This is a genomic window from Rhodococcus sp. NPDC003322, from assembly GCF_053589555.1.
On the sequence record NZ_JBSFSC010000001.1, the window covers coordinates 419584 to 443143 of the forward strand.

Sequence of the window (23560 nt, forward strand, 5' to 3'; positions counted from 1 at the left end):
CCAACAGTAGGGCAACGGACCCGATGGCGAAGCACCTCGACGCATGCGGTCCGCCTATCCGACCGTGCGTTCGTCGAACCTGTCCACGATCCATCGGTGCCAGGTGGCCGCGGTGTCCGGTATGCAGCCGTGCCGGAACGGCTGCTCCGGCGGTCCCGGCCGCACCACGACGCGGAAGTCCCGCGATGCGATGCGCATGTCGACCGTGGTGCCGGAGTCGGTTGTGGTTGCCAAAGAGACGCTTTCGAGCGCGCCGAGGGCGAAGACACCCGTCGCCTCCCGGATCACGTGTTCGGCGACCTGCGCCGGCTGCGGCAACGCGGCCCGGCCCCGCAGGTGGGTCGGCGACATGCGACCGGCGAGATGGTCTCGGACCGCGGCCCGTGCCGACTCCGCGCCGAGTCGGCTGAAGTACAGCCCCTCTGGCAATGCGATCATGTTGGCGGCGAACCGGTCTCCTCCGATGTGGGTGCACTCCCACACGTCCGCGTCGTGGACCTCGGACAGGGCGGTGACGATCGGCCGGCCCAGCTCGGCGCAGCAGGCGTCCTTCTTCCCGTGGGTACACACCACGAACAGCGGACTGGTACGCGCCTCTCCGACGTCCGGTTCCGTCCCGGCGGCGCTCGTCTCGAACGGCAGGTCGGCGAGGTCCTCGTAGCCGGCGACGACCCCTTGGCGCATCCAATGGCTCACCCCGTCGGACCAGGCGAGAATCCAGCGCGGTTCGGTGACGCGCCGACAGCGGGGGCGACGGATCAGCACGAGCCGGGCGGGGCCGTCGAGTGCCGCGATCCGGTCGAGCAGGGCGTCGGGCAGGACTCCGGTCGGTGCGGTCTTCGGCCACGGCCCGGGATGCTCGATCAGCACCCACAACCGGGTGAGGGTGGCGCGCGCGACCATCGGCTCGCCGACCGCGGACGACCGCCACGAACACGCATCGGGCCGGCGACTCACCTGGGGATTCTCGATCACCGATCCCATTGCGGCAAGGTCGATGTCGGACTCGGCCCCGTGCGACCGGCCGCGCGAAGCGGACGGCACGGCGCAGGCGCCGTCGGGGCGAGCAGACACGACATTTCCCCCACTCGGTAAGTTAGCCTTACCAATCTTAAGGGACGCCATTTCGGCGGCCGCGCGGCACCGACCGGGCCGGGCAGCGAGTGCAGTCAGGAGTGCGAATGAGACAGGATGTCACGCGGGCGGGTCGAGTGTTGATCGGCGTGCTCGCCGCGACAGTGGCACTGACCGCCTGCGGCAGTGCCGACGACGATTCGACCGATCAGGCGACGTCGGTGCGCACGGTGGCGCACGCCCACGGCTCGACCGAGGTCCCCGCCGATCCGCAGCGCGTCGTGGTCCTCGAACCGGTGCACCTCGACACCTCCATCGCACTCGGCGTGATCCCGGTCGGCGCAGCGGTTCTCAGCGAAGCGGCGGGAGTGCCCGCATACCTCGGCGACAATGCGTCGTCGGTCGCGATGACCGGCACGGTCGCCGCACCCAACGTGGAGAAGATCGCCGCACTGAAGCCGGACCTGATCCTCGGCACCGAGACCCGGCACGCGGACCTGTACGACCAGCTCGCCGCGATCGCCCCGACCGTGTACATGGCGTCGCAGGCCGATCCGTGGCAGGACAATGTTCGCTTCGTCGCCGACGCCCTCGGCAAGGGGTCCGAGGCCCAGACGCTGCTCGACGGCTACACCGCGCGCTGCGAGGAGGTCGCGACCGAGCACGGCACCGCAGGCAAGGCGGCGCAACTGATCCGCCCCCGCGAGGACGTCCTGACCCTCTACGGCCCGACCTCGTTCGCGGGCAGCACCCTCGAATGCGCCGGGTTCACCATCCCGCCCCGTGACTGGCAGAACTCGATCTCCGTCGACCTGTCCCCCGAACTCGCCAGCGAGGCGAAGGCCGACCTGGTCCTGGTGACCAGCGCGAAGCCGGCCGACCCGACATCGGTCCCCGCGGTGGTGACCGACCGGGCACTGTTCCCGAACATGCACGTCGTCGACATGTCGTACTGGATCACCGGCGTCGGCCCGCTCGGCGGCATGACGGTCCTCGACGACCTCGACAGCATCCTGTCGGCTGCGCCCACCAAGAGCAACTGAGCCGTCACGCCGCGCCGGACTCCCCGTCACCGCCAGTGGGTGACGGGGAGTCCGGCTCCCGCACCATGCGGAACGAGTTGAGCAGCCCGAGAAGGCCGGCCACGATCGGAACGAGCAGTGCCGCCTGCAGGGCGATGGGGCGCGCGTCGGTGTTGATGCGGACGATCTCGTCCTGCACCGCCGGGGACTGGCCCACGAGCAGGGCCTCGAGTTCCGCGTTGCTCATGACCTGCGCGTCGTCCTCGAGCACCTGCGCCACGCGCTGTTGGTCGGCGGGCGGGAGCACGGTGCTCGACTGCGCCATCGCGGTGAAGGTGATCGACAGCGTCGCCAGCATGATGGCGCCCGCGAAGGCCAGCCCGAACGAGAGCCCGAACGACCCGGCCGCGGAGTTGGTTCCGGCGGCTTCGCTGACCCGCTCCTCCGAGATCGGGGCGAGCGTGTAGTTGTTCAGCTGAGACACCAGCATCCCCAGCCCCGAGCCTGCCACGACGAGCGGCACCACCAGCGCCCACCCGAAGTCCGCCCTGGGCACCAGCGGGATCAGGATCGCGATGCCGACGGTGACCAGGACGAAACCCCACCGGATGATCCCGGCCGGGGGTCGATCACCCGCCTTCTTCCCCACGAGCAGGGCCACCGCGAACATGCTCAGCGACAGCGGTGCGAGGGACAGGCCGGCCTGCATCGCGTTGTACTCGAGCACCATCTGCAGGTAGATCGGCAGCGCGATCATCGTGCCACCGAGGGCGATCTGCTGGAGCATCTGCTCCGTGACGCCTAGCCGGAAAACCTTGGACCGGAACAGGTCCGGATCCAGCAGGGCCGGTTCCCCACGCTGCTTCCGGCGGATCAGCCAGTACGCCAGAGCGCCCAATGCCGCGGCACCGATCACCAGGAGCGCGGCGACGGCCTCACCGCCCTCCTGCCACACCAGAATTCCCAGCACGATCCCGCCCATGCCCACGACCGAGAGCACCGCACCCCCGACATCAACGCCCCGGGGACCGGTGTGGGGCACGTCGCGGACGAGACCGATACCCGAGAGCACGACGACGATGATCACCACCTCGAGCGCGAACGCGATCCGCCACGACAGGTAGGTGGTGACGAAGCCGCCGAGCAGTGGTCCCACCGCGGCGGCGATCGCGGCCGCGGCGCCGACCAGTGCGTAGACCTTCTTCTGCATGTCGCCCTCGAAGTTGCCGTGCACGAGGGACTGCATCGCGGGCAGCAGCAGCGACGCCCCGATACCGCCCACCACGGCCCAGAACACGATCACCGCGGTCAGGCTCTGTGCGAATGTCATCGCCGCCGCTCCCGTCGCGTAGCCGAGCAGGCCGAGGACGTAGGCGCGTTTGCGGCCGATGAGGTCGCCGACCTTGCTGCCGATCAGGATGAAGGCCGCCGACACCAGCGCCTCGAGCGCGATCGCCGTCTGCACCCCACTGACGGTCGTGTCGAGGTCGCGAACCACGGCCGAGATCGACACGTTCATCAGTGACGTGTCCACGACCAGGACGAACATTGCCATCGCGAGCAGAACGGCGAGCAATCGCGTGTGCCCGGACGCGCGATCGGAATCGCTGGCAATCACCCCATCGGTCATGGCACCCCACCACCTCGGCAGTCGTGAACTTCTCCGCACCAGGTACTGCGACATCCACCGCTGATGTCGGAGCGTATAGCAGCAGGCAGCGGAGCGCCGACCTGCCGCCACGCCGTTCGCCACTCACCCGATCAGTGGCCGAACCGTGCAACGATCGGGTTCCAAGGGGAGGATGGGGTCGACACCGGGTCGGGCCCCCTGCACCACAGGAGGTTCCATGATGAATCTCGTTCGCAGACTCGGCATCTGCGCAATTACCGTTGCTGCATCGGGTTTGTCGACCGCAGGAGTTGCCGCCGCGGCGGTGACCATTCCGTTCCAGATCGACCCCGCGCCGTTCGGAAACCCGAACGGGAGCTTCGATGCACCACCGGTTCGCTGCGTAGCCGTCGTCGGCGATCAACCCGGCAGCGTGACGATCACCGGCGGGAAGCCCGGTCGGTGGGGCTGCCTGCTCTCGGCCGAGGTGCTCTGGGTGAACTTGTCGACCGGAACGTCCGGCACCGCCCGCCTGTCCGACGGGCTGAACGGCATCCCAGCCGCCGCAACGGTGAACACGGGAACCGGGCAGGTGGCCGTCGTCGTCAATTCCACGGCGCCGGGACCGATCACTCCCGGCGCCGCCACGTTCTTCGTGCCGTAGCACCGGCAGGGACCTCGGCCGACGGCATGGATGGTGAATGCGCGGTGCAGGATTCGTCCTCGGCACTGGAACGTCGGCCGTGACATCGAAAGTCTGTGCGCGGCCCGGTGCCGGTGGCGCCGACGAGAAGGTGGCGACGGATCGACCGGGTTGGTCCCGGCCGACCGATGATGTCGTTCGAACGACGGGCAGCAACAGGTCGGCAACAGTTGGGTGCGACACTTTCCTCGCGCAGCACCGGACCCGCCGGAACCGGGCAGTGGCACGTGGCCTCCTCGGAAGCCCCCGGTCACCGCCCGTCACGCTGCGCGCGGACACCATTGGAGGCCCATGAGCACGCAGGACCGGTTCGGTCCCATCGACCTCGTCGTTGTCGAGTTCCCCGAAGGGAAAGTCGGCACAGACGGATTCACCCGCCTACTCGACCTGGTCGACCGCGGAGTGATCCGCATCCTCGACCTGGAGTTCGTCGCCAACGACGACGGCACCGCCCGGCAGGTCCCGATCTCCGATATCGAGGTCGACGTGCGTGCATTCGACGGCGCGTTCGCCGGGTTGCTCGACCGCGACGACCTCGATGCGATCGCAGCCGAACTTCCCACCGGATCCCTTGCCGCGGCGGTGGTGTACGAGGAGCTTTCGATGCTCGACGTCCTCAACTCCTGGGAGACCGCCGGCGCCCGGATCATCGCCGACATCCCCGTCGGAGTCGACGAACTCGCCGCGGCCCTCGACGCCACGGCCATCGCAGAAGGAGTGACGAAGTGAGCCTGTTCCGTACCGCTGCCCGCACCGCAGTCGCCAGCTCGGTCCACGGGCGGGTGCAACGCCGCCAACAGTCCAGGTGGGCAGCCGAGGACCAGGCCGTGGCCGCGCCGGCCACGACTCCACCGGCGCCCGCGGTCGCACCCGCCCCTCGGGTGGCCGGCCCCACTCCGTCCGCGCCCGTCGACACCGACGCCATGCTTGCGCAGCTCGAGCGGCTCGCCGCCCTGCGCACCTCCGGCGTGCTCACCGACGACGAGTTCGCGGCACAGAAGGCACGCATTCTCGCCGGGTAACCCTGCGAGTCACTGACCTGGCGATTCACGAGGGCGTCGGGCCGCCGGAGCGCATGTCGCTCCGGCGGCCCGAACCAGAGACAGGTATGTGACGCGGACAGGATCAGAGCGCCCGCTTGAGCCCGACGTGACTGCTGTCGTACCCGAGCCGCGCATAGAAGACATGCGCCCGCTCGCGCGCCTGGTCGGTCGTGACCTGCGCGAGTGTCGCTCCGCGGTTCCGACCGTGGTCGTGCGCCCACTCGAGCATTGCGGTGCCGACTCCGCGGGACCGTTCGGAGGCCGCCACCCGAACCCCCTCGATCTGCAGACGTGTGGTGCCGCCGCGGGACAACCCAGGAATGACGGTGAGCTGCATGGTGCCGACGATCCGGTCGTCCTCGTCGCGCACCACGGCCAGGTACTGCCAGGGGTCCCGTGCGACAGCGTCGTACGCCTCCTCGTACCGGGCGATCTCGGCGCCCTCGCGGGTGCGACCGATCTCGTCATCGGAGAGCAGTGCGACGAGCGCCGGCACGTCGGCGCGGCAGGCGCGCTGCACCCGATAGGTCCGGTCACCGAGTCGGAGCCGCCCACCGACCGATGCCCGTGCCCGCGAACGCAAGCGGGCCACGAGCGTGTCCAGCCAGCTGCCGACATGTCGCCGGGCCTCGGGGGTGTCGGGGTAGCGGCACCGCAGGTGCAGTCCGGACTCGTCGAAGATGAACCAGAGCATCACGCCGTCGGTCCGGATCGTCGCCCCGACGTACTGCGCCTCCAACCCGGTCGCGTCGACCCGGACCGGTAGCCGGCGCAGGTCCAGCCACGAAATCGCGAACATCCCTGGCGCCTCGGGCATCCCGCCCCATGGACGCAGAACGTCCTCCAATGGCCAGGACCCCATCCGGACGGCCTCCTTGACCGCCTCCGCACTGGCACGCGGCTCGGGAACGGTCGATTCCAGCACCGAGTTGGTGATGAACCAGCCGACGGAGTCGTGCCAGGTGGCGTCGTACCGGCTGTGCACCGGGAAGACCGCCCGCAATGGGCTGCCTGCCAACTCGCGGGTCACCTCGGTCATCGCGGCCACCACCAGTGCCAGGGTCGAGACACCGTCGTCCCGGGCCTGGGCCGAGAACGCGGCACTGTCGTCGACGTCAAGCACGTCGCGCACCTCGACCCGTTCCTCGTGCAGCGCCGCCGCGCCCAGCGGCAACGGGAACCGAGGCATCACATCACCGCTGGCAGCCAGCACCTCCGCCCACCGGCGGCGTACATCGTCGGGTGCGGACGGGCGGCCCCGCAGCGCGCGGGTGTGCTCGGCGAAGGCGGGGACGGGCGGCAGCGACGGCACTCGGCCCTCCTGCACCGCGGCCAGCGCCGCGAGCAGGTCGCGGGCGATCACCAGCATCGACCACATGTCGACGTGAGAGTGGTCGGCGGCGATCACCACGGTCGGCCCCACCGCGGTCTCGAGCACGCAGAGCCGGTGCGACGGACGACCGTACGGCGTGCACGCGCGGTCGAGCACTTCCCGCAGCGCATCGTTGACGGCCTGCCCGGGGGCGATCGAGTGCTCGACCCAGTCACCGGGGAAGACCTCGACCTCGTGCAGCCGCGGCTCGCCGTCCTCGCCGGGCACGAACACCGACCGCAGCGTGCCGTGCCGCGCGATGACCGCCAACCATGCCGCCGCGAGCTCGTCGGAAGGCACCGGCTCGGCGAGTCTGAGGGACAAGGCCATCCAGGATCCGGCCCGGTCTCCTGCTCCGACGTGACGCCGCTGGTCGAAGGAGACGGGAAGCGGTCGGCCCGGCTGTCCGACGTTCACGTCGTAGCCCAGCAGCCGACCGAACGGGAGGCGCAGGTGCGCGACGTTGGTCAGCCGCATGGCGGTATCCTAGGCGCCTTCCCAGCCACCGCGCCCTTCGAAACCCACAGGAGCCGCCGTGCCGACGTTCACTGTTCCCGGCGCCGAGCTCGACGTGGAGCTGAGCGACGAGGGCGGCCACCCGGTCGTCCAACTCCACGGCCTCACCTCGAGCCGCCACCGCGACCGCCTGATGGACCTCGATCTCGGCCGCGGGCTCAGCGGGACCCGGCTGCTGCGGTACGACGCGCGCGGACACGGCCACTCGACCGGCCGTGCGGTCCCCGAGGACTACCGCTGGCCGGTTCTGGCCGACGACCTGCTGCGGCTGCTCGACCACTGGTTCCCCGGCGAGCGGGTACACGGCGTCGGTCCTTCGATGGGCACCGGAACCCTGCTGCACGCGGCCGTGCGTGATCCCGGCAGATTCAGTGGCCTCACCCTGCTGGTGCCGGCGACCGCATGGCGCACCCGCGCGGCCAAGGCCGACATCTATCGGCTCAACGCCGCGATCATCGAGGATCGGGGGCTCGGTGCGTTCCTCGGGGCCGACCTCGCCGCGCCCCGCCCCCCGGCGACCGTCGGGGCGCCCGAAACCGTTCCGGATGTCGCCGAGCACCTACTTCCCTCGCTGTTCCGCGGGGCCGCGCTCAGCGACCTACCCGACCCGGACGACGTCGCCAAGATCGACGTTCCGACAACGATTCTCGCCTGGACCGACGATCCCGGCCACCCGGTGTCCACCGCCGAGGCGCTGCTGGACCTCCTGCCCGACGCCACGTTGGAGGTGGCGCACACGCCGACCGATCTCGCCCGCTGGCCGAGCATCCTGTGCGAGGACGTGGCGCGGCACGGATAGCGCCGGGCCCGGCTACCGGGGCATGGGCGGGTGTTGCGCCCTATACTCCCGCCATGTTGATCATCGGGATGATCCTGTTCGGATTGCTCGTCGGCGCCGTCGCCCAACTCATCCTGGGGAAGTCCAAGTCCGGAATCGATTGGACTCTGGCGTTCGCCGCAGGCATCGGCGGCTCGTTCGTGGGCGGACTGCTCATCAGCCTGCTCGCCGGGGACGGCCTCGAGCTGCGCCCGAGCGGCATCATCGGATCCCTCGCCGGCGCGATCATCGTCACCGCCGGGTGGCACTGGTGGAAGAGCCGCTCCGCGGCGCCGGTCGACTGAGGCCACCAGGACACCAACCGCGCCATGTCGCGGCCCGCGGCGCGGCCGTGCCAGTAGCCGGTGGAATGATGAAGCGCGTGCCGATGCCCTCACCGCTGCCCGTCAAGGACGGAGTCGGACCGACGCGGCTGCGCGTCCCGACGTCAGGGCCGTGGGCGACGGTCGCCGAGTACGTCGTCGAGAGGTTCGACCACCTGGATGCGGATGACCTGCACCGGCGGTTCGCCGCCGGCGAGATCGTAGGCATCGACGGCAGCCCGATCGGCCGCGACACGGCGCTGGGCGAACACCGGTTCGTCTGGTACCACCGCGACCTGCCGGTGGAGGACCCGATCCCGTTCCACGAGGAGATCCTGCATGTCGACGACGATCTCGTCGTGGTCGACAAGCCGCACTTCCTCCCCACCACCCCGGCCGGGCGCTACGTGCGCGAGTCCGCGCTCGTCCGATTGCGGAACCGCCTCGACAATCCGGACCTGACGCCGATCCATCGACTCGACCGCGCGACCGCCGGCCTGGTGATGTTCTCGGCCCGTCCCAGCACGCGCGGCGCATACCAGTCGTTGTTCGAGAAGCGGCAGGTCGTGAAGGTCTACGAGGCGGTCTCGGCGCGACCGCCCGGGTGGGACCCGAGCGCGCCGGCGCTTGCCGGGCGCGCGGTCCCCGTGGTCCACCGCAACCACATCGAGGTCAGGCGCGGCGAGTTGCGGGTCGTCGTCGACGACGCCCGTGAGCCCAACGCCGAGACACTGGTCGACGTGATCGGGACCGGCGTGAGCGTCTCCGGGCGCGCTGTGCTGCACACGATCCTGCGACCGCGCACCGGACGGACGCACCAGTTGCGGGTGCATCTGGCTGCGCTCGGCATCGGAATCCTCGGCGACCGCTGGTATCCCGACCTGCTCCCCGAGACGCCGGACGACCATTCCCTCCCACTCCAATTGCTCGCGCGGGAACTCGAATTCACAGATCCGCTGTCGGGGACGCCGCGACGGTTCGTCACCCGCCGGACATTGAGCGAGGCACCCGTGTCGCCTGTCGCCTGAGGCCACCGCGAGAGTTCCACGGAACCGCCGAATCTGTCGGTGGCGCTCGATACACTCGAACACATGAGCGAACAGGGGCGCTTGACCGACACGGTGACCACCACCGATGTCGAACAGTGGGTCCAGTCCCTCGCCGCCGCGACCGGCCCCGACCACCAAGCCGAGCGCATCGACCTGCTCCACGCCCTCGAACGGCTCACCTGCGCCGCAGCCGGCCTTCAGGCCCAGGTCACCGCCGATTTCGCTGCGCAACAACGCCGCACGGCCACCGATGCGGGCGTGGCGCGCGAGCGTCGAGACCGGGGCATCGCCTCCCAGATCGCACTGGCCCGCCGCGAGTCCCCGCACCGCGGCGGCATCCACCTCGGCCTGGCCACCACACTCGTCTCCGAGCTGCCCCACACCCTTACCGCGCTACGCGGAGGATGGATCACCGAGTGGCGCGCCACCCAGATCGCACGTGAAACCGCCTGCCTCTCAATCGAAGACCGGGCCGAGATCGACCGGAAGCTCGCCGCCGATCCCGAACGACTCGAGACGATGAGCGACAGGGACACCGTCGCCAGCGCACGCCAGATGTCGTACGAGGCGGACAAGCAGGTCTGGGTTCGACGGAAAGCCAAGGCGCACACCGAGCGACGGGTCTCGATCCGCCCCGCCCCGGACACGATGACCTACGTGACGGCGCTGCTGCCCATGGCGGAGGGCGTCGCCTGCCACGCCGCTCTCTCAGCAGCGGCCGCGTCGGCAACCGCCACCGGCGACGAGCGGACCCGCGGGCAGATCATGGCGGACACCCTCGTCGCCCGCGTCGTCACCGCACCGACCGACGACACCACCGCGCCGGCGCCACCGGTTCGAGTGCATCTGACGGTGTCCGATCGCACACTCTTCGGCGGCGCCGACGAGGCGGCACAGGTGCGCGGCTACGGACCGATTCCCGCAGACGTCGCAAGGGAACTCGTCCACGCCGCCGCGACCGCCGGTCTCGCCGAACTTCGCCGCGTCTACACGCGGCCCGACACCGGCGCGGTGGTCGCGATGGACCGCAGCACCCGCCTGTTCCCCAACTCCCTGGCCGAGCTGATCCGGCTGCGTGACCCCGTGTGCCGAACACCCTGGTGCGACGCACCCGTGCGGCACACCGACCACATCCACCCCGTCGCCGACGGCGGACCGACCACGTTCGAGAACGGCCAGGGACTGTGCGAGGCATGCAACTACGCCAAACAGGCACCCGGATGGATCGCCGAGACAATCGACTCACCCGATGGCAGACACCTGGTCCGGATCACCACCCCCACCGGACACATCCACCACAGCCTCGCCCCGCCGGCACCGAGACCGGCGGTCGCGTGACGGCCAGCGCTTAACCTTGTCCCCATGGCCAACTCGAACGCCGAACACCTGCATCCCGAATCCCTCGACGAGTGGCACGCGTGGCTGCGAGACAATCACGACGGATCCGAAGGCGTCTGGCTTGTGTTCTGGCGCAAGGAGTCCGGGAACACGCCCCTCGACTACGACCAGGTGGTGCGGGAGGCGCTCTGCTGGGGATGGGTCGACGGGCACACCCGGACCATCGACGAGCACCGGCGCGGTATGTGGTTCACCCGACGCGGCCGTAACAGCGCGTGGGCCGCGTCCAACAAGGCACGCGTGACCGACCTGCTCGCCGAGGGACGCATGCAGCCGGCCGGACAGGCCGTCATCGACGACGCCAAACAACGTGGTCTCTGGACCCTGCTGGATGACGCCGAGGCGCTCGTCGAGTCACCGGAACTCGCCGCGGCCCTCGACGCCGCCCCGCAGGCACGTACCCACTGGGACGCATGGCCACCGAGTGTCCGCAAGTTCGCGCTCAGCCAGATCGCGTTCGCCAAGCAGCCGGCGACCAAGACCAGGCGAATCGCCGGCATCGTCGAGAAGGCCGCCCGCGACGAGCGACCGTGATTGTCACCTGGTCGGCGTCATGCCGGCTCTCGCATCACGCCGACGTGACGCACCGACCCGGACAGGCGGGGAAGCTCTTGCCGGGGCGACCAGGTGTTCAGCCCATCTGTGCTGTCGGAGTAGAAGTACTTTCCTTCGGTGTAGGCGTCGAAATACATCCGCCAGGTGCCGTTCGGCAACTGGACGACCGCCGGTCCCTCGACCAGCGTGCCCCAATCTCCGGGTGCGACGAACGAATAGGGTCCGGTCGGCGACGGCGCGACCGCATGCTCGATGACCTTCTTCGTCTCGTTCTTGGTGAACGCGTGGTAGGTCGATCCGACCTTGACCACGGTGGTGTCGATGTGGTCGGCGCCGATCCCGGCGAGCGGAACGGGCAGGCTCCACAACCGGAGCGACGGCTCGAGCGCCGTCATCAGATACGGCACGAAGCCGCCACCGGTTGACATGGACAGGATGACGTTGACGCGGTCACCGTCCACGAACCATTCGGGCGCCCAGGCCTTCGTGGTGAACGGCGACAGCGACGGTCCGTCGCTGAACCCGGCCGACCCCGAGAAGCCAGGCGGGCTCGCCGAACCGGTGCCGTCCCCCGTGCCCGGCAGGAAGGCGCAGCAGAACGGGACCGGCCAGTTCGCCAGATGCGTCCAGTTGACGAGATCGCTGCTGCGCGCGAAGCCGACGTTCGCCCCGTCCACTGTCGTGTAGGTGACGTAGTAGAACCCGTCCGTGTGCCGGAAGATGCTCGGGTCACGCACCACCCCTGACGGAGGCCGATACGCCGACAGTCGGAGGGGCTGGAACTGAGTGCCGTCCCCCGACTGGTACACATCCATGTCGTGGTCGCTGACGTTGCTGAACGCCACCATCGTGTACCGCCAGTCCGGCGGCGGTGCGGCGCCACTGCTCCCCGAGGCCGCGACCAACAAGCCCGCGACAACGAGCATCACCATCGATACGGCGTACAAGCTTCGCTTGGTGAGCGTCACCGGTGCAGTATTCATGACGTCGACTGGTGGCGCACTCCGAGTGGACGAGGGTCGACCGTGCCTTCCGGCGAAGTGACCTCCCAGCGAAGGCCGGGGGACGACGTCGGGATGAGCGGGGCGAGCCACTCGGCGACGACCTCGACGATGATCTCCTCGAGTTGGTCACGAGTCCATTCCCGCGGGCAAGGCGGCACCTCCGGCTCCCAGCCCCGCTCGCCCCACGTCACCCCGAAGAGCTGTCGCTCGTCGTCGAGCCGACGGTCGAGCGCGAACCCGTCGGTACCTTCGAACCGCGCCCAGACGTCGAACGGGCCTTCGCCGTCCTGGCCGACGAAGACGTCGATCACGACCGCATCGATCCGTTCGGTCGCGGCATCGCAGATCGTCACGAGCCGGGTGGCCACGTCAGCCGACGCCGCGTCCAGGATTCGTTTAACTTCCGCGCGGTACTCGGCTGCGTCCATGGCGCCAGCGTAGAGCCGCCGTCAGTGGCGCAGGAGCGGCACGTCGAGCGTCCGCTGCACGACACCCTCCATCAGCGCGGTGAGACCCGGCGCAGTCACCGTCGCGTCCTCGAAGTCCGGTTCGGCACCGTGGACGACGACACCGCTCGTCCTGCTGATCGCGAGGAACTCGTAGTCACCGGCGACGCTGACGAGAATCGGCAGGTACTCCGCCCAGAACGCCTCGACCCGCGCGCGGTCGGCGACGGTCCCTGCCGCGTCGAGTCCGATCCCGCGGAACTCGTCCCACGCGAAGGTGCCCTCGGACAGACCCGCGTAGTCGAGGGCCGACAGGAACCAACGGGAGTCGTCGCCGCTGGCGAGCACCGAGAACCGGCGGAGGAACTCGACGTGGCCGGCGGGAATCGCGACCTCGGCCACCGCGGCGAGCGCGGACGCGATGTCGGCCTCTCGTGGAGGCTCGAACCTCCAGCCGGCCGCCACGAGGTAGTCGATGAGTGCGCCTGCGATGGTCATCAGAAGTCGAGGAATCCCGCGACGACATCACGTACGACGCCGCCCGCTCGAGGCGTCCCGTAGAAGTACACCGATCCGTACCCCCACAGGTACTCGTCGATCACGTCCTCCAACTCACCGTCGACGGGCCATCCCTCCTCGTCGATCTGGAAGAGGAAGCGGTGCCCACCGTCCGCGCGATCGGGGAGCGACGGCACGAGGAACAGCGACATGACCGAATCCTATGAGCGGCAGCTCCTACGACTCCGCGAGGAACGCGAGCTTGCGGATCTCGGCGTCCGCGTCGACGGTCTTGTCCTTGGCCGCGACCCGCTCGATCATCTGTTGCACCGCGCGATGGATCGTCTGCCGCAGGAATCCACGCAGGTCCGGCGCATCGAGGACGTCGGCGCGGTTGATGCGGATCTGCGCGGTCATCCTGCGGTGCACCACCGACACGCGTGGCGCGTACAGCCCGGTCGGGTCCGTGGTCGAGGAGATGGCCCCGCCGACGTGCAGGAGGATGTCGAGCTCGTACGACAGGTCGACGTCACGCAACTCCTGCTTGATCGCGGTCGTCGCCTCCAGCACCTCCGGATCCGGCCCACCGTAGACGGTGCGAAAGACGATCGCGCTCAATCCCAGAACCTCCGCCTCTCCGATCGCCGCCCTCAGCTCTTCGTCAACTCCTCAGCGAGCATCACGATGATTCCGCTGGGACCGCGGACGTAGGTGAGTTTGTAGATGTCCCTGTAATTGGCGACCCCGCGGAGCGGATGGCAGCCGTGCCTCGCGGCGACGGCAAGGGCCGCATCGATGTCGTCGACGGAGAATGCGACGCGGTGCATGCCGATCTCGTTGGGAAGGGTCGGGCTCGTCTCGATCGCCTCGGGGTGGATGTACTCGAACAGCTCGATGCGACCGTGCCCGTCCGGGGTCTGGAGCATCGCAATCTTGGCGTGATTGCCGTCGAGCCCAACGGCGGTGTCGGTCCACTCCCCACTGACCGTGTCCCGTCCGACGACAGCGAGACCGAGGTCGACGAAGAAGGCGATCGCCGCTTCGAGGTCGTCCACCGCGATGCCGACGTTTTCGAGTTTGATGGCCATCCGCTCAGGCTAGCGAGCACGGCGCCCCCCTGCCGCCTCGCTGCGGCGGAACGCTAGGGCGTGCCACAATATACCGATCTACCTGCGGTTTCACGGTTTGAGAGGCGCTTCTTAGCCCCGTTCTAGCCCCACAGGTGTCGGCGCGGTCGGCCAGAATGTGGAGATCAGCGACGACAAAGGGAGTGGCATGGAGCAGGGCACACGCGGCTACAGTTGGACACTTGAAGGGAAATCACTTCTCTCGACATTGTCCGATCTGGACCCCATGTTCGACTCGCAGATATTCCCAGCATCGCACCTCAGCGTGAAGTCGTACACCGTCTTCACCGAGAATAGTAAGTTCCATCGAACTGCTAGCTTCACCGACGCCCTGGAAATGGCAGAGGAGGAGCCTATTCGGATCATTGCCCACTACGGCAGGATAGATGGCTCCACCCACAATTCGGCAGTCAATTCCGTGGACGTCATCTACCACTCCCAATTCGGCCCCGGGAAAGTCGTTGTCAAGATTGAAGTCAATGGAAAGATTGGAGCAGAGACAAATTCCTACTTCCAGTCCTTGCGCGACTGGTTCGACAGAACTGCACTCGACCTAGCCTCACAAACGCCCTCAGCGAGCGGAACGGAGAACTCAGAATCCATCTCACGCTCAGGCGGGTCCATCGAGGCAGTACAGCGGTCCTCAACCTCAATATTCGACGATGCCGACAAGCTTCTCACCATCCAAGGAATCCGCGCACCGCGCGTGTTCATCTCCTACTCCCATGACGACGACAAGCACAAGAATTGGGTCCTCACGCTTGCAAACCGCCTGAACAGCCTCCGGGTGTGGGTGATTTTCGACCAGTTCGACGTGACATTGGGTAGCAATCTGGCGGCCTTTATGGAGAGCGGACTATCCGAAGCCGACCGCGTGATTGCGGTCTGCACTCCGAAGTATGTAGCCAAGACGAACAACTTCCAGGGCGGTGCGGGATACGAGCGGACAATCCTCACCCAAGACTTGATGACATCACAGCTCGGCAATCGCATTATCCCGCTGATACGAGACCAGAAATCACCCGCCAAGCTCCCCTTGTTCTTGTCCACCCGAAATTATATAGATTTTTCCGACGATACCCAGTTCGACGAGAAGATTACAGAACTCGGTATCGAACTCCTGAACGCAAAGAGCAAGCGCCCGCCGTTTGGGGCCGCTAACCCCTGAGCGCTCGTACGTTCGCCGATAGGTTGGCCTCGGGCCGAATGGGTTCCGCAATCACTGACGACTGCCTGGGCACCGCGGAGGTTGAGCCGCAATGCTACCTCGGCCAACGCGCAACCACCGCCTCGGCGGTGATGGTGGGAAGTCAGTCAGCTACAACTCGCTCAACGGCGGGCAATCCGGCTGCTTCATAGGCCACCAGTGCGACATCCATCGCGGCCCTCGCGCGATTCTCCCAGCCCGCGAGCTCTTCGCTTCCGTTTGCGAGCCGAGGGATTAGACGGTTGATCATGTCGACTGTCATCGCAGTTGAGATCACGGCATTCTCAGACCGAAATGCCGAGTAGTGCCAGTCGACAAGTGCATCGACATCAGCACGGTATATCGGCTCCTTGAAACTGCTCCCTGGATGCACCGCCCAATCTCGAAATTGGAACAGTTGTTTGGTCCGGTGCTGCACTTCGCGTGCGCTCGTGTTGTCGATCTTCAGGTGATAACGCAACGTCTCATGGACCTGGGCATGACGTGCCGTTCGATTCTCCCGCCATGCAGCTTCACTCGGATGCCGGGGCGACCTGGCTTTGACCGAAGCGTAGAAGGCATCGACCGCAAATGCCGCAGCACTGATCGCCCGCATAGATGCGCGCAGGTCTCGAATCATGAGCTGCCGAAGGCTCTCTTCGTCACCGGCCTCCAACGCGGGCGGTATGCCGTCGGCATGTGAAGCCGACTCTTTGGCTCCCTCAATCGACTCCGCCAGCCAGTACGGCCACATGTCGGTCCGCAGGTGGACTGTCGGCGAAGACGCGCTCGGAGTCCCGTCCGGGCCGATCTCAATTCGGATATTCGACAAGCGGAGGTCGCCGCCGTCGGTGACATTGATGCCGCGCATCGCCCAAGAGTGTCACGAGCCCGGGCAGAGGCGAACGGGACCAGACACCGGGAAATGTCTTAGCCCCATTCCTGCACCGCAGCCGGTGCGCAACAGGTGGCCGCAGGTCCGCAGCAGGTAGCGATTCACACCCCCTCACCTGCGAAGATGCCAGAATGCCCAGGCCCGCTACCTGCGGCGATGCCCTCTCGGACGATGCCACTACACGTTGAAGCGGAACTCCACCACGTCGCCGTCCTGCATGACGTAGTCCTTGCCCTCCATGCGCACCTTGCCTGCGGCCTTGGCGGCGTTCATGGAGCCGGCGGCGGCGAGGTCGTCGAAGGACACGATCTCGGCCTTGATGAAGCCGCGCTCGAAGTCGGTGTGGATGACGCCGGCGGCCTGCGGGGCGGTGTCGCCCTTGTGGATCGTCCAGGCACGCGATTCCTTCGGGCCGGCCGTCAGGTAGGTCTGCAGGCCGAGGGTGTGGAAGCCGGTGCGGGCCAGGGCGTGCAGGCCGGGCTCGGACTGGCCGATCGACTCCAGCATCTCCTGGCGATCTTCCTCGTCCAGTTCGAGGAGTTCCTGCTCGACCTTGGCGTCGAGGAACACCGCATCGGCCGGTGCGACGGACGCGCGCAGCTCGGCGACCTTCGCCTCGTCGGTGAGCACCGCCTCGTCGGCGTTGAAGACGTACAGGAACGGCTTCGTGGTCAGCAGGTGCAGCTCGCGCAGCAGACCGAAGTCCAGGGTGTCCTTGACGCTGAACAGGGTCTTGCCCTCTTCGAGGACGGCCTGAGCCTTGACGGCCTCCTCGTGCTGGGGCTTGAGTTCCTTGTTCTTCTTCGCTTCCTTCTCGAGACGCGGCAGCGCCTTCTCGAGGGTCTGCATGTCGGCGAGGACGAGCTCGGTCTCGATGATCTCGATGTCGGACGCCGGGTCGACGCGGCCGTCGACGTGCACCACGTCGTCGTCGGAGAACACCCGGACCACCTGGCAGATGGCGTCGGCCTCGCGGATGTTGGCGAGGAACTTGTTGCCCAGGCCGGCGCCCTCGGACGCGCCCTTGACGATGCCGGCGATGTCCACGAACGACACCGTGGCGGGCAGGATGCGCTCGGAACCGAAGATCTCGGCGAGCTTGACCAGCCGCTCGTCCGGCAGCTCGACCAGGCCGACGTTCGGCTCGATCGTCGCGAACGGGTAGTTCGCGGCGAGCACATCGTTCTTGGTCAGGGCGTTGAAAAGGGTCGACTTGCCGACGTTGGGCAGTCCGACGATTCCGAGGGTAAGGCTCACGGTCAACAGATTCTACGGACCGCGTCCCGCCCTGGTCACGCCGGTCGCCCCCACGTCACGCCGCGGGTTTGCGCGCGACGGTCACCGCCCACCCCGCATCGGGTCGCCAGGGACGCAGATCCCAGGTCGCGAAGCGGTGCTCGTGGACCAGTCCGGCGGCCGCGAGATCGGCGTCGAAGTCGTCGACCGAGTAGCGGTAGTCGGTGGCGAACCCGGCGACCAGCACCCCGCCCGGGGCCAGCTGGTCGGCGAGCCGGCGGCACACCGCCGCCTCGGTGCCCGGCGCCAGGAAGATCATCACGTTGCCGGCGACGACGACGGCGTCGAACCCGGGACCCGGGAGGTCCAGCTCGGCCAGGTCCGCCTGCACGACGGTCAGCACACCGGTCGCGCGTGCCGCGTCGAGCAGAACCGGGTCGAGGTCCACGGCGGTGACCCGGTGGCCGCGGCGCGCCAGTTCCGCTCCCACGCGCCCGGTTCCGCACCCCGCGTCGAGGACCCGCGAATTCGGAGCAATCAACGCGTCGACGGCCCGGGCCTCGCCGTGCAGGTCGACGCCGGACGCGGCCAACTCCTCGAACCGGCGCACGTAGTCACGCGCGCCCTCGACTCCTCGCTCGTCCTGCCATCTCGTCACGCCACCACCCTAGGCGTCACACCGAATGCTCCGGCGTGGCGCCCGCGCCGATCCGGCCCCGGACCGTAGGGTTCGCCCGGATGCACGCACCGGCTCCGCCGGTCACGGGCATTCCGAACACCATTGCTCCACGCAGAATTCACCATTCGAAAGGAAACACTGTGGCTGACACCTTGCAGGCCGGTTCCACCCTCACGGCCGGGCAGTCGCTGACGTCGAACAACGGCGCTTACACGCTCTCCCTGCAGGACGACGGCAACCTCGTGCTCAGTGAGGGCGGCAACGCGGTGTGGGCCACCATGACCAACGGCAAGTCCGTGGCCAAGGCCACCGTGCAGGACGACGGCAACTTCGTGCTGTACACCGGCGACGGCGACGCGGTCTGGGCCTCGCAGACGTCCGGCAACTCCGGCGTCCGCCTGGTCGTCCAGGACGATCGCAACGTCGTGCTGTACGCCGGCGACAAGGCCGTGTGGTCGAGCGACACCGCTGTCGAGGCCGCCCCGGCGCCCGCCGCCGAGCCCGAGCCGGCCCCGGCCCCCGCGCCGGAGCCCGCCCCCGCCGCCCCGGCGCCGCGCACCCACACCGTCGCCTCCGGCGAGAGCCTGTGGGTCATCGCCGAGCAGTACTACGGCGACGGCAACCAGTACCAGCGGATCGCCGACGCCAACGGCATCGCGAACCCGGACCTGATCAACGCCGGCCAGGTCCTGAACATCCCGGCCTGATCTGCACCACTGAGCGGCCCCGACCCCGAACCGGGTCGGGGCCGTTTCGGTACCACCGTCCGACACACTCACCTGGAGGCACACAGTCATGACGAGGTTTCTGATCGTCGGGGTCATGTGGGTGGCCGGGCTCGCCCTGGCCGGTCTCGCCGTCGCCGCCGGCTGGGGGTGGTCGATCCTTGCTGTGATCCTGCTGGCCCTCGCGGCGGTCGGGACGCGGGACCTGACCCAGCGCAGTCACAGCATCCTGCGCAACTACCCGATCCTCGGGCACGCCAGGTTCCTGATGGAGAAGATCCGCCCGGAGATCCAGCAGTACTTCATCGAATCATCGACCGACGGAACACCGTTCGACCGGGAAACCCGGGACCTGGTCTACGAGCGCGCCAAGGGCACCGAGGACGACGAGCCGTTCGGCACCGAACGGGACGTGCACGCCCCCGGCTACGAGTTCATGGTGCACTCGCTGCGCGCCCGGCACGCCACCGACCTCGCGCCGACGGTGCGGCTCGGGGGCCCACACTGCACGCAGCCGTACGACATTGCGCTGCTGAATGTTTCGGCGATGAGCTTCGGCTCGCTGTCCTCGAACGCGGTCGAGGCGATGAACGCGGGCGCCGCCCTCGGCGGGTTCGCGCACGACACCGGCGAGGGCGGCATCAGCCCCTACCATCGCAAGCACGGCGGCGACCTGATCTGGGAGATCGGGTCCGGCTACTTCGGCTGCCGCACCCCCGACGGCAGCTTCGACCCCGACGCCTTCGCGGCGAAGGCCGTCGACCCGCAGGTCAAGGCGATCTCGATCAAGCTCTCGCAGGGCGCGAAACCCGGTCTCGGCGGCGTCCTTCCGGGCCCGAAGGTGTCCCCGGAGATCGCCGAGACCCGAGGGGTTCCGGTCGGGCAGACCGTCATCTCGCCACCCGCGCACAGCGCGTTCGGCACACCGATCGAGCTGATCGACTTCGTCGCCACCCTGCGCACCCTCAGCGGCGGCAAGCCCGTCGGGTTCAAGCTGTGTGTCGGGTCCCGCAGCGAGTTCCTCGGCATCTGCAAGGCGATGATCGACCGCGACGTCACCCCGGACTTCATCATCGTCGACGGCTCCGAGGGCGGAACCGGCGCGGCCCCGGTCGAATTCGAGGACCACATGGGCATGCCGCTGACCGAGGGCCTGATGCTCGTGCACAACTCGCTCGTCGGCACCGGTCTGCGCGAGAGGATCCGGATCGGCGCATCCGGCAAGGTCGCCAGCGGCAGCGACATCGTCAAACGCGTCATCCAGGGCGCCGACTTCACCCTCGCCGCCCGGGCGATGATGTTCGCGGTCGGCTGCATCCAGGCACAGGCCTGCCACACCAACCACTGCCCGGTCGGAGTCGCCACCCAGGATCCGGCTCGGGCCCGCGCGCTGGTGGTGCCGGACAAGGCGGCCCGGGTGCACAACTTCCAGAAGTCCACCGTGTCCAGTGCCGCGCAGATGGTCGCCTCGATGGGGCTGGACGGCTTCCACGAACTGCGGCCGTCGATGCTGAACCGGAGGGTCGACGCGCACACCTCCAGGACCTACGCCGAACTGTACGAGTGGCTGCAGGACGGGGAGCTGCTCGACGATCCCCCGCAGAGCTGGCGCAGCGACTGGGTGGACGCCTCCGCGAAGCGCTTCTGAAGGCCGCGCGGTCGGTTTTCTCCACCGGGCGGCCTCGGCACCGGAGTCCTAGTGTGAGGACAGCCACATCCGCTCCGGAGGGAGGTCCGCCATGACGACGGCAACGAGTCCCGGCAAGCCGAGTGCCGACCCGAACATCGAGTTCCTGTACACCGATCCGGACCTGCCTCCCGTCGGTGTCGTCGATCGGAGTCCGATCACCCCGGCGAAGAAGCTGATCTTCGCCGCGATCGGCCTCCTCGGCGCGGTGGCCTGGACGATGATCGCGATCGTGCGGGGCGAGCACGTGAACTCCGTGTGGTTCGTCATCGCGGCGGTGTGCACCTACCTGATCGCCTACCGGTTCTACGCCCGGCTGATCGAGAACAAGATCGTCCAGCCACGCGACGACCGCGCGACGACCGCCGAGGTGCTCGAGAACGGCAAGGACTACATGCCGACCGATCGGCGGGTGCTGTTCGGCCACCACTTCGCCGCCATCGCCGGCGCCGGTCCCCTCGTCGGTCCGGTGCTGGCGGCCCAGATGGGCTACCTGCCGGGCACCATGTGGATCATCATCGGCGTCGTCTTCGCCGGCGCGGTACAGGACTTCCTGGTGCTGTGGATCTCGTCGCGACGCCGCGGCCGCAGCCTCGGTCAGATGGCCCGCGAGGAACTCGGCGTGGTCGGCGGCACCGCGGCCCTGATCGGCGTCTTCGTCATCATGATCATCATCATCGCGGTGCTCGCGCTGGTGGTGGTCAATGCGCTCGCGGAGAGCCCGTGGGGCGTGTTCTCGATCGCCATGACCATCCCGATCGCGCTGTTCATGGGCGTCTACCTGAGATTCCTGCGGCCCGGCAAGGTCTCCGAAGTGTCGCTGATCGGCGTCGTCCTGCTCCTGCTGGCCATCGTCGGCGGAGGGTGGGTCGCCGAGACCGATTGGGGAACAAGCTGGTTCACCCTGTCGAAGGTGACCATCGCGTGGCTGATGATCGCCTACGGATTCGCCGCCTCGGTACTGCCCGTCTGGCTGCTGCTCGCCCCGCGCGACTACCTGTCCACCTTCATGAAGATCGGCACCATTCTGCTGCTCGCTGCCGGAATCCTGGTGGCGCAGCCCGCGATCCAGATGCCGGCCATGACCGAGTTCGCGAAGAACGGCGAGGGTCCCGCGTTCGCCGGCTCGCTGTTCCCGTTCCTGTTCATCACCATCGCCTGCGGCGCGCTGTCCGGATTCCATGCGCTGATCGCCTCCGGCACCACCCCGAAGCTGCTGGAGAAGGAACGACAGACCCGGATGATCGGCTACGGCGGCATGCTCACCGAGTCGTTCGTGGCGATCATGGCACTGGTCACCGCGTGCATCCTCGACCAGCACCTGTACTTCGCACTGAACGCTCCGGCCGCCCTCACCGGCGGCACCGCCGACAGCGCGCCCGCGTACCTCAACGGCCTCGGCCTTCCCGGCGCCGACATCACCACCGCGCAACTGAACGAGGCGGCCGCGGCCGTCGGCGAGGAGTCGATAGTCTCCCGCACCGGCGGCGCCCCCACCCTGGCGTTCGGCATGTCCGAGGTGATGCACCAGGTCATCGGCGGCGAGTCGCTGCGGTCGTTCTGGTACCACTTCGCGATCATGTTCGAGGCGCTGTTCATCCTCACCACCGTCGACGCCGGTACCCGCGTCGCCCGGTTCATGCTCTCCGACTCGCTCGGAAACTTCGGCGCCGCGGCACGACGGTTCAAGGATCCGTCCTGGCGCCCCGGCGCGTGGCTGTGCTCCGCGATCGTGGTCGGCCTGTGGGGCGGGGTGCTGCTGATGGGCGTGACCGATCCGCTCGGCGGCATCAACACCCTGTTCCCCCTGTTCGGCATCGCCAACCAGCTGCTCGCCGCGATCGCGCTGACCGTGGTCCTGGTCGTGGTGATGAAGAAGGGCCTGTTCAAGTGGGCCTGGATACCAGCGATACCACTGGTGTGGGACCTGATCGTCACGATGACGGCGTCCTGGGAGAAGATCTTCTCCGACGTGCCCGCGATCGGATACTGGGCGCAGCACAACGCCTTCCGGGACGCGAAGGCAGCGGGCGACACGTCGTTCGGGACGGCGAAGACCCCAGAGGCCATGGACGCGGTCATCCGAAACACCTTCATCCAGGGCACGCTGTCGATCGTGTTCGCGGTTCTGGTCCTGATCGTGGCGGTGGTCGGAGTGATCGTGTGCGTCAAGGCGTATCGCGCGGGCGGCCTCCCCGACACCGAGGCGCCGACGGTCCCGTCGAAGATCTTCGGGCCGGCCGGGTTCGTCCCGACCAAGGCAGAGCGGCAGATCCAGCACGAGTGGGACACGCTGATCGCGGAGGGCAAGGTCCGCGCGCCCGGCGCCGCACACACGACGGGACACCACTGATGCCCGGCGTGGTACGCGGCGTGCTCTGGTGGCTCAAGTCGGTGATGGGTGACCACGACTACCAGCGGTTCGTGGCGCACCACCACCGCGCGCACCCGGGCGTCCCGGTGCCGTCCGAACGCGAGTACTGGCGCGAGCGGCACGCGGCCGCCGACCGCAACCCCGGCGCCCGCTGCTGCTGACAGGAGAACCGGTCGCGCGACGGCGATGGCCGATTTCCGCTAGCGTCGGAGGCGGGGCGCT

The 23560-nt window shown here is 68.1% G+C and carries 26 protein-coding genes; 14 read left to right on the forward strand and 12 right to left on the reverse strand.

Going from position 1 to position 23560, the window contains the following annotated elements; genetic code table 11:
• Positions 1 to 54: 54 nt before the first annotated feature.
• Positions 55 to 1074 carry a sucrase ferredoxin gene (locus ACWDUM_RS02030; RefSeq protein ID WP_450132685.1) on the reverse strand — a complete coding sequence of 340 codons (1020 nt, stop codon included), beginning with the start codon at positions 1072 to 1074 and terminating at the stop codon, positions 55 to 57.
• Between the two features lie 107 nt (positions 1075 to 1181).
• Between ACWDUM_RS02030 and ACWDUM_RS02035 the strand changes: the two genes are divergently transcribed.
• Entirely contained in the window at positions 1182 to 2117 is a 936-nt protein-coding gene (locus ACWDUM_RS02035) for an ABC transporter substrate-binding protein (protein WP_450132686.1), read from the forward strand.
• Between the two features lie 4 nt (positions 2118 to 2121).
• On the opposite strand, the gene ACWDUM_RS02040 is transcribed toward ACWDUM_RS02035, so the two are convergent.
• The gene (locus tag ACWDUM_RS02040) at positions 2122 to 3726 is read right to left on the reverse strand and encodes an MFS transporter (protein ID WP_450132687.1); all 1605 of its coding nucleotides are present in this window, start codon (positions 3724 to 3726) and stop codon (positions 2122 to 2124) included.
• Between the two features lie 220 nt (positions 3727 to 3946).
• On the opposite strand from ACWDUM_RS02040, the gene ACWDUM_RS02045 reads away from it, so the two are divergent.
• The 3 genes from ACWDUM_RS02045 to ACWDUM_RS02055 all read left to right on the forward strand — a co-directional run bounded on the left by ACWDUM_RS02045 (position 3947) and on the right by ACWDUM_RS02055 (position 5430).
• On the forward strand, positions 3947 to 4369 hold the full coding sequence (locus tag ACWDUM_RS02045) for a hypothetical protein (protein ID WP_450133314.1): 423 nt from the start codon (positions 3947 to 3949) through the stop codon (positions 4367 to 4369).
• Between the two features lie 330 nt (positions 4370 to 4699).
• Positions 4700 to 5137, forward strand: a complete 438-nt coding sequence (locus ACWDUM_RS02050; RefSeq protein WP_450132688.1) for a DUF6325 family protein — start codon at positions 4700 to 4702, stop codon at positions 5135 to 5137.
• On the forward strand, positions 5134 to 5430 hold the full coding sequence (locus ACWDUM_RS02055; RefSeq protein WP_450132689.1) for an SHOCT domain-containing protein: 297 nt from the start codon (positions 5134 to 5136) through the stop codon (positions 5428 to 5430). Before ACWDUM_RS02050 ends, ACWDUM_RS02055 begins: the two co-directional genes overlap by 4 nt.
• Positions 5431 to 5533: 103 nt before the next feature.
• Here ACWDUM_RS02055 and ACWDUM_RS02060 read toward each other — a convergent pair whose 3' ends face one another.
• Complete coding sequence (locus ACWDUM_RS02060; RefSeq protein ID WP_450132690.1) at positions 5534 to 7300, reverse strand: GNAT family N-acetyltransferase; 1767 nt, start codon at positions 7298 to 7300, stop codon at positions 5534 to 5536.
• Positions 7301 to 7358: 58 nt separating this feature from the next.
• Here ACWDUM_RS02060 and ACWDUM_RS02065 point away from each other — a divergent pair, with 58 nt between their 5' ends.
• The 5 genes from ACWDUM_RS02065 to ACWDUM_RS02085 all read left to right on the forward strand — a co-directional run bounded on the left by ACWDUM_RS02065 (position 7359) and on the right by ACWDUM_RS02085 (position 11460).
• Positions 7359 to 8138 carry an alpha/beta fold hydrolase gene (locus ACWDUM_RS02065; protein ID WP_450132691.1) on the forward strand — a complete coding sequence of 260 codons (780 nt, stop codon included), beginning with the start codon at positions 7359 to 7361 and terminating at the stop codon, positions 8136 to 8138.
• A 53-nt stretch (positions 8139 to 8191) separates the two neighbouring features.
• Positions 8192 to 8461, forward strand: a complete 270-nt coding sequence (locus ACWDUM_RS02070) for a GlsB/YeaQ/YmgE family stress response membrane protein (RefSeq protein WP_450132692.1) — start codon at positions 8192 to 8194, stop codon at positions 8459 to 8461.
• A gap of 68 nt (positions 8462 to 8529) precedes the next feature.
• Positions 8530 to 9507: a pseudouridine synthase gene (locus ACWDUM_RS02075; protein ID WP_450133315.1), complete on the forward strand. Its 978-nt coding sequence runs from the start codon at positions 8530 to 8532 to the stop codon at positions 9505 to 9507.
• Positions 9508 to 9570: 63 nt separating this feature from the next.
• Entirely contained in the window at positions 9571 to 10866 is a 1296-nt protein-coding gene (locus ACWDUM_RS02080) for an HNH endonuclease (RefSeq protein WP_450132693.1), read from the forward strand.
• A gap of 24 nt (positions 10867 to 10890) precedes the next feature.
• On the forward strand, positions 10891 to 11460 hold the full coding sequence (locus ACWDUM_RS02085) for a YdeI/OmpD-associated family protein (protein ID WP_450132694.1): 570 nt from the start codon (positions 10891 to 10893) through the stop codon (positions 11458 to 11460).
• A 17-nt stretch (positions 11461 to 11477) separates the two neighbouring features.
• On the opposite strand, the gene ACWDUM_RS02090 is transcribed toward ACWDUM_RS02085, so the two are convergent.
• The 6 genes from ACWDUM_RS02090 to ACWDUM_RS02115 are packed head-to-tail and all read right to left on the reverse strand — an operon-like array spanning position 11478 to position 14517.
• The gene (locus tag ACWDUM_RS02090; protein ID WP_450132695.1) at positions 11478 to 12464 is read right to left on the reverse strand and encodes a glycoside hydrolase family 43 protein; all 987 of its coding nucleotides are present in this window, start codon (positions 12462 to 12464) and stop codon (positions 11478 to 11480) included.
• A complete protein-coding gene (locus ACWDUM_RS02095) occupies positions 12461 to 12913 on the reverse strand; it encodes a DUF6389 family protein (protein WP_450132696.1) in 453 nt (150 codons plus the stop codon). Before ACWDUM_RS02095 ends, ACWDUM_RS02090 begins: the two co-directional genes overlap by 4 nt.
• Before the next feature lie 21 nt (positions 12914 to 12934).
• A complete protein-coding gene (locus ACWDUM_RS02100) occupies positions 12935 to 13429 on the reverse strand; it encodes a hypothetical protein (RefSeq protein ID WP_450132697.1) in 495 nt (164 codons plus the stop codon).
• Positions 13429 to 13641, reverse strand: a complete 213-nt coding sequence (locus ACWDUM_RS02105) for a hypothetical protein (protein ID WP_450132698.1) — start codon at positions 13639 to 13641, stop codon at positions 13429 to 13431. Before ACWDUM_RS02105 ends, ACWDUM_RS02100 begins: the two co-directional genes overlap by 1 nt.
• Positions 13642 to 13666: 25 nt before the next feature.
• Complete coding sequence (locus tag ACWDUM_RS02110; RefSeq protein WP_450132699.1) at positions 13667 to 14047, reverse strand: hypothetical protein; 381 nt, start codon at positions 14045 to 14047, stop codon at positions 13667 to 13669.
• Positions 14048 to 14079: 32 nt separating this feature from the next.
• Positions 14080 to 14517 carry a VOC family protein gene (locus ACWDUM_RS02115; RefSeq protein ID WP_450132700.1) on the reverse strand — a complete coding sequence of 146 codons (438 nt, stop codon included), beginning with the start codon at positions 14515 to 14517 and terminating at the stop codon, positions 14080 to 14082.
• A 187-nt stretch (positions 14518 to 14704) separates the two neighbouring features.
• Between ACWDUM_RS02115 and ACWDUM_RS02120 the strand changes: the two genes are divergently transcribed.
• The gene (locus ACWDUM_RS02120; protein WP_450132701.1) at positions 14705 to 15724 is read left to right on the forward strand and encodes a toll/interleukin-1 receptor domain-containing protein; all 1020 of its coding nucleotides are present in this window, start codon (positions 14705 to 14707) and stop codon (positions 15722 to 15724) included.
• Between the two features lie 142 nt (positions 15725 to 15866).
• Here the strand turns inward: ACWDUM_RS02120 and ACWDUM_RS02125 are convergent, their stop codons facing one another.
• The 3 genes from ACWDUM_RS02125 to ACWDUM_RS02135 form a co-directional block, all read right to left on the reverse strand.
• A complete protein-coding gene (locus tag ACWDUM_RS02125; protein WP_450132702.1) occupies positions 15867 to 16613 on the reverse strand; it encodes a hypothetical protein in 747 nt (248 codons plus the stop codon).
• 201 nt (positions 16614 to 16814) lie between these two features.
• The gene (gene ychF / locus ACWDUM_RS02130) at positions 16815 to 17894 is read right to left on the reverse strand and encodes a redox-regulated ATPase YchF (protein WP_450112903.1); all 1080 of its coding nucleotides are present in this window, start codon (positions 17892 to 17894) and stop codon (positions 16815 to 16817) included.
• A 55-nt stretch (positions 17895 to 17949) separates the two neighbouring features.
• Positions 17950 to 18531 carry a class I SAM-dependent methyltransferase gene (locus ACWDUM_RS02135; RefSeq protein ID WP_450112902.1) on the reverse strand — a complete coding sequence of 194 codons (582 nt, stop codon included), beginning with the start codon at positions 18529 to 18531 and terminating at the stop codon, positions 17950 to 17952.
• Between the two features lie 161 nt (positions 18532 to 18692).
• Between ACWDUM_RS02135 and ACWDUM_RS02140 the strand changes: the two genes are divergently transcribed.
• The 4 genes from ACWDUM_RS02140 (at position 18693) to ACWDUM_RS02155 (ending at position 23499) form a co-directional block, all read left to right on the forward strand.
• A complete protein-coding gene (locus ACWDUM_RS02140; RefSeq protein WP_450132703.1) occupies positions 18693 to 19259 on the forward strand; it encodes a LysM peptidoglycan-binding domain-containing protein in 567 nt (188 codons plus the stop codon).
• 88 nt (positions 19260 to 19347) lie between these two features.
• Positions 19348 to 20925 (forward strand): FMN-binding glutamate synthase family protein, encoded by a 1578-nt coding sequence (locus tag ACWDUM_RS02145; RefSeq protein ID WP_450132704.1) that lies wholly within the window; start codon positions 19348 to 19350, stop codon positions 20923 to 20925.
• Positions 20926 to 21016: 91 nt separating this feature from the next.
• Complete coding sequence (locus tag ACWDUM_RS02150) at positions 21017 to 23317, forward strand: carbon starvation CstA family protein (RefSeq protein WP_450132705.1); 2301 nt, start codon at positions 21017 to 21019, stop codon at positions 23315 to 23317.
• The gene (locus tag ACWDUM_RS02155; RefSeq protein WP_450132706.1) at positions 23317 to 23499 is read left to right on the forward strand and encodes a YbdD/YjiX family protein; all 183 of its coding nucleotides are present in this window, start codon (positions 23317 to 23319) and stop codon (positions 23497 to 23499) included. The genes ACWDUM_RS02150 and ACWDUM_RS02155 overlap by 1 nt, the downstream gene beginning before the upstream one ends.
• Positions 23500 to 23560: the final 61 nt, after the last annotated feature.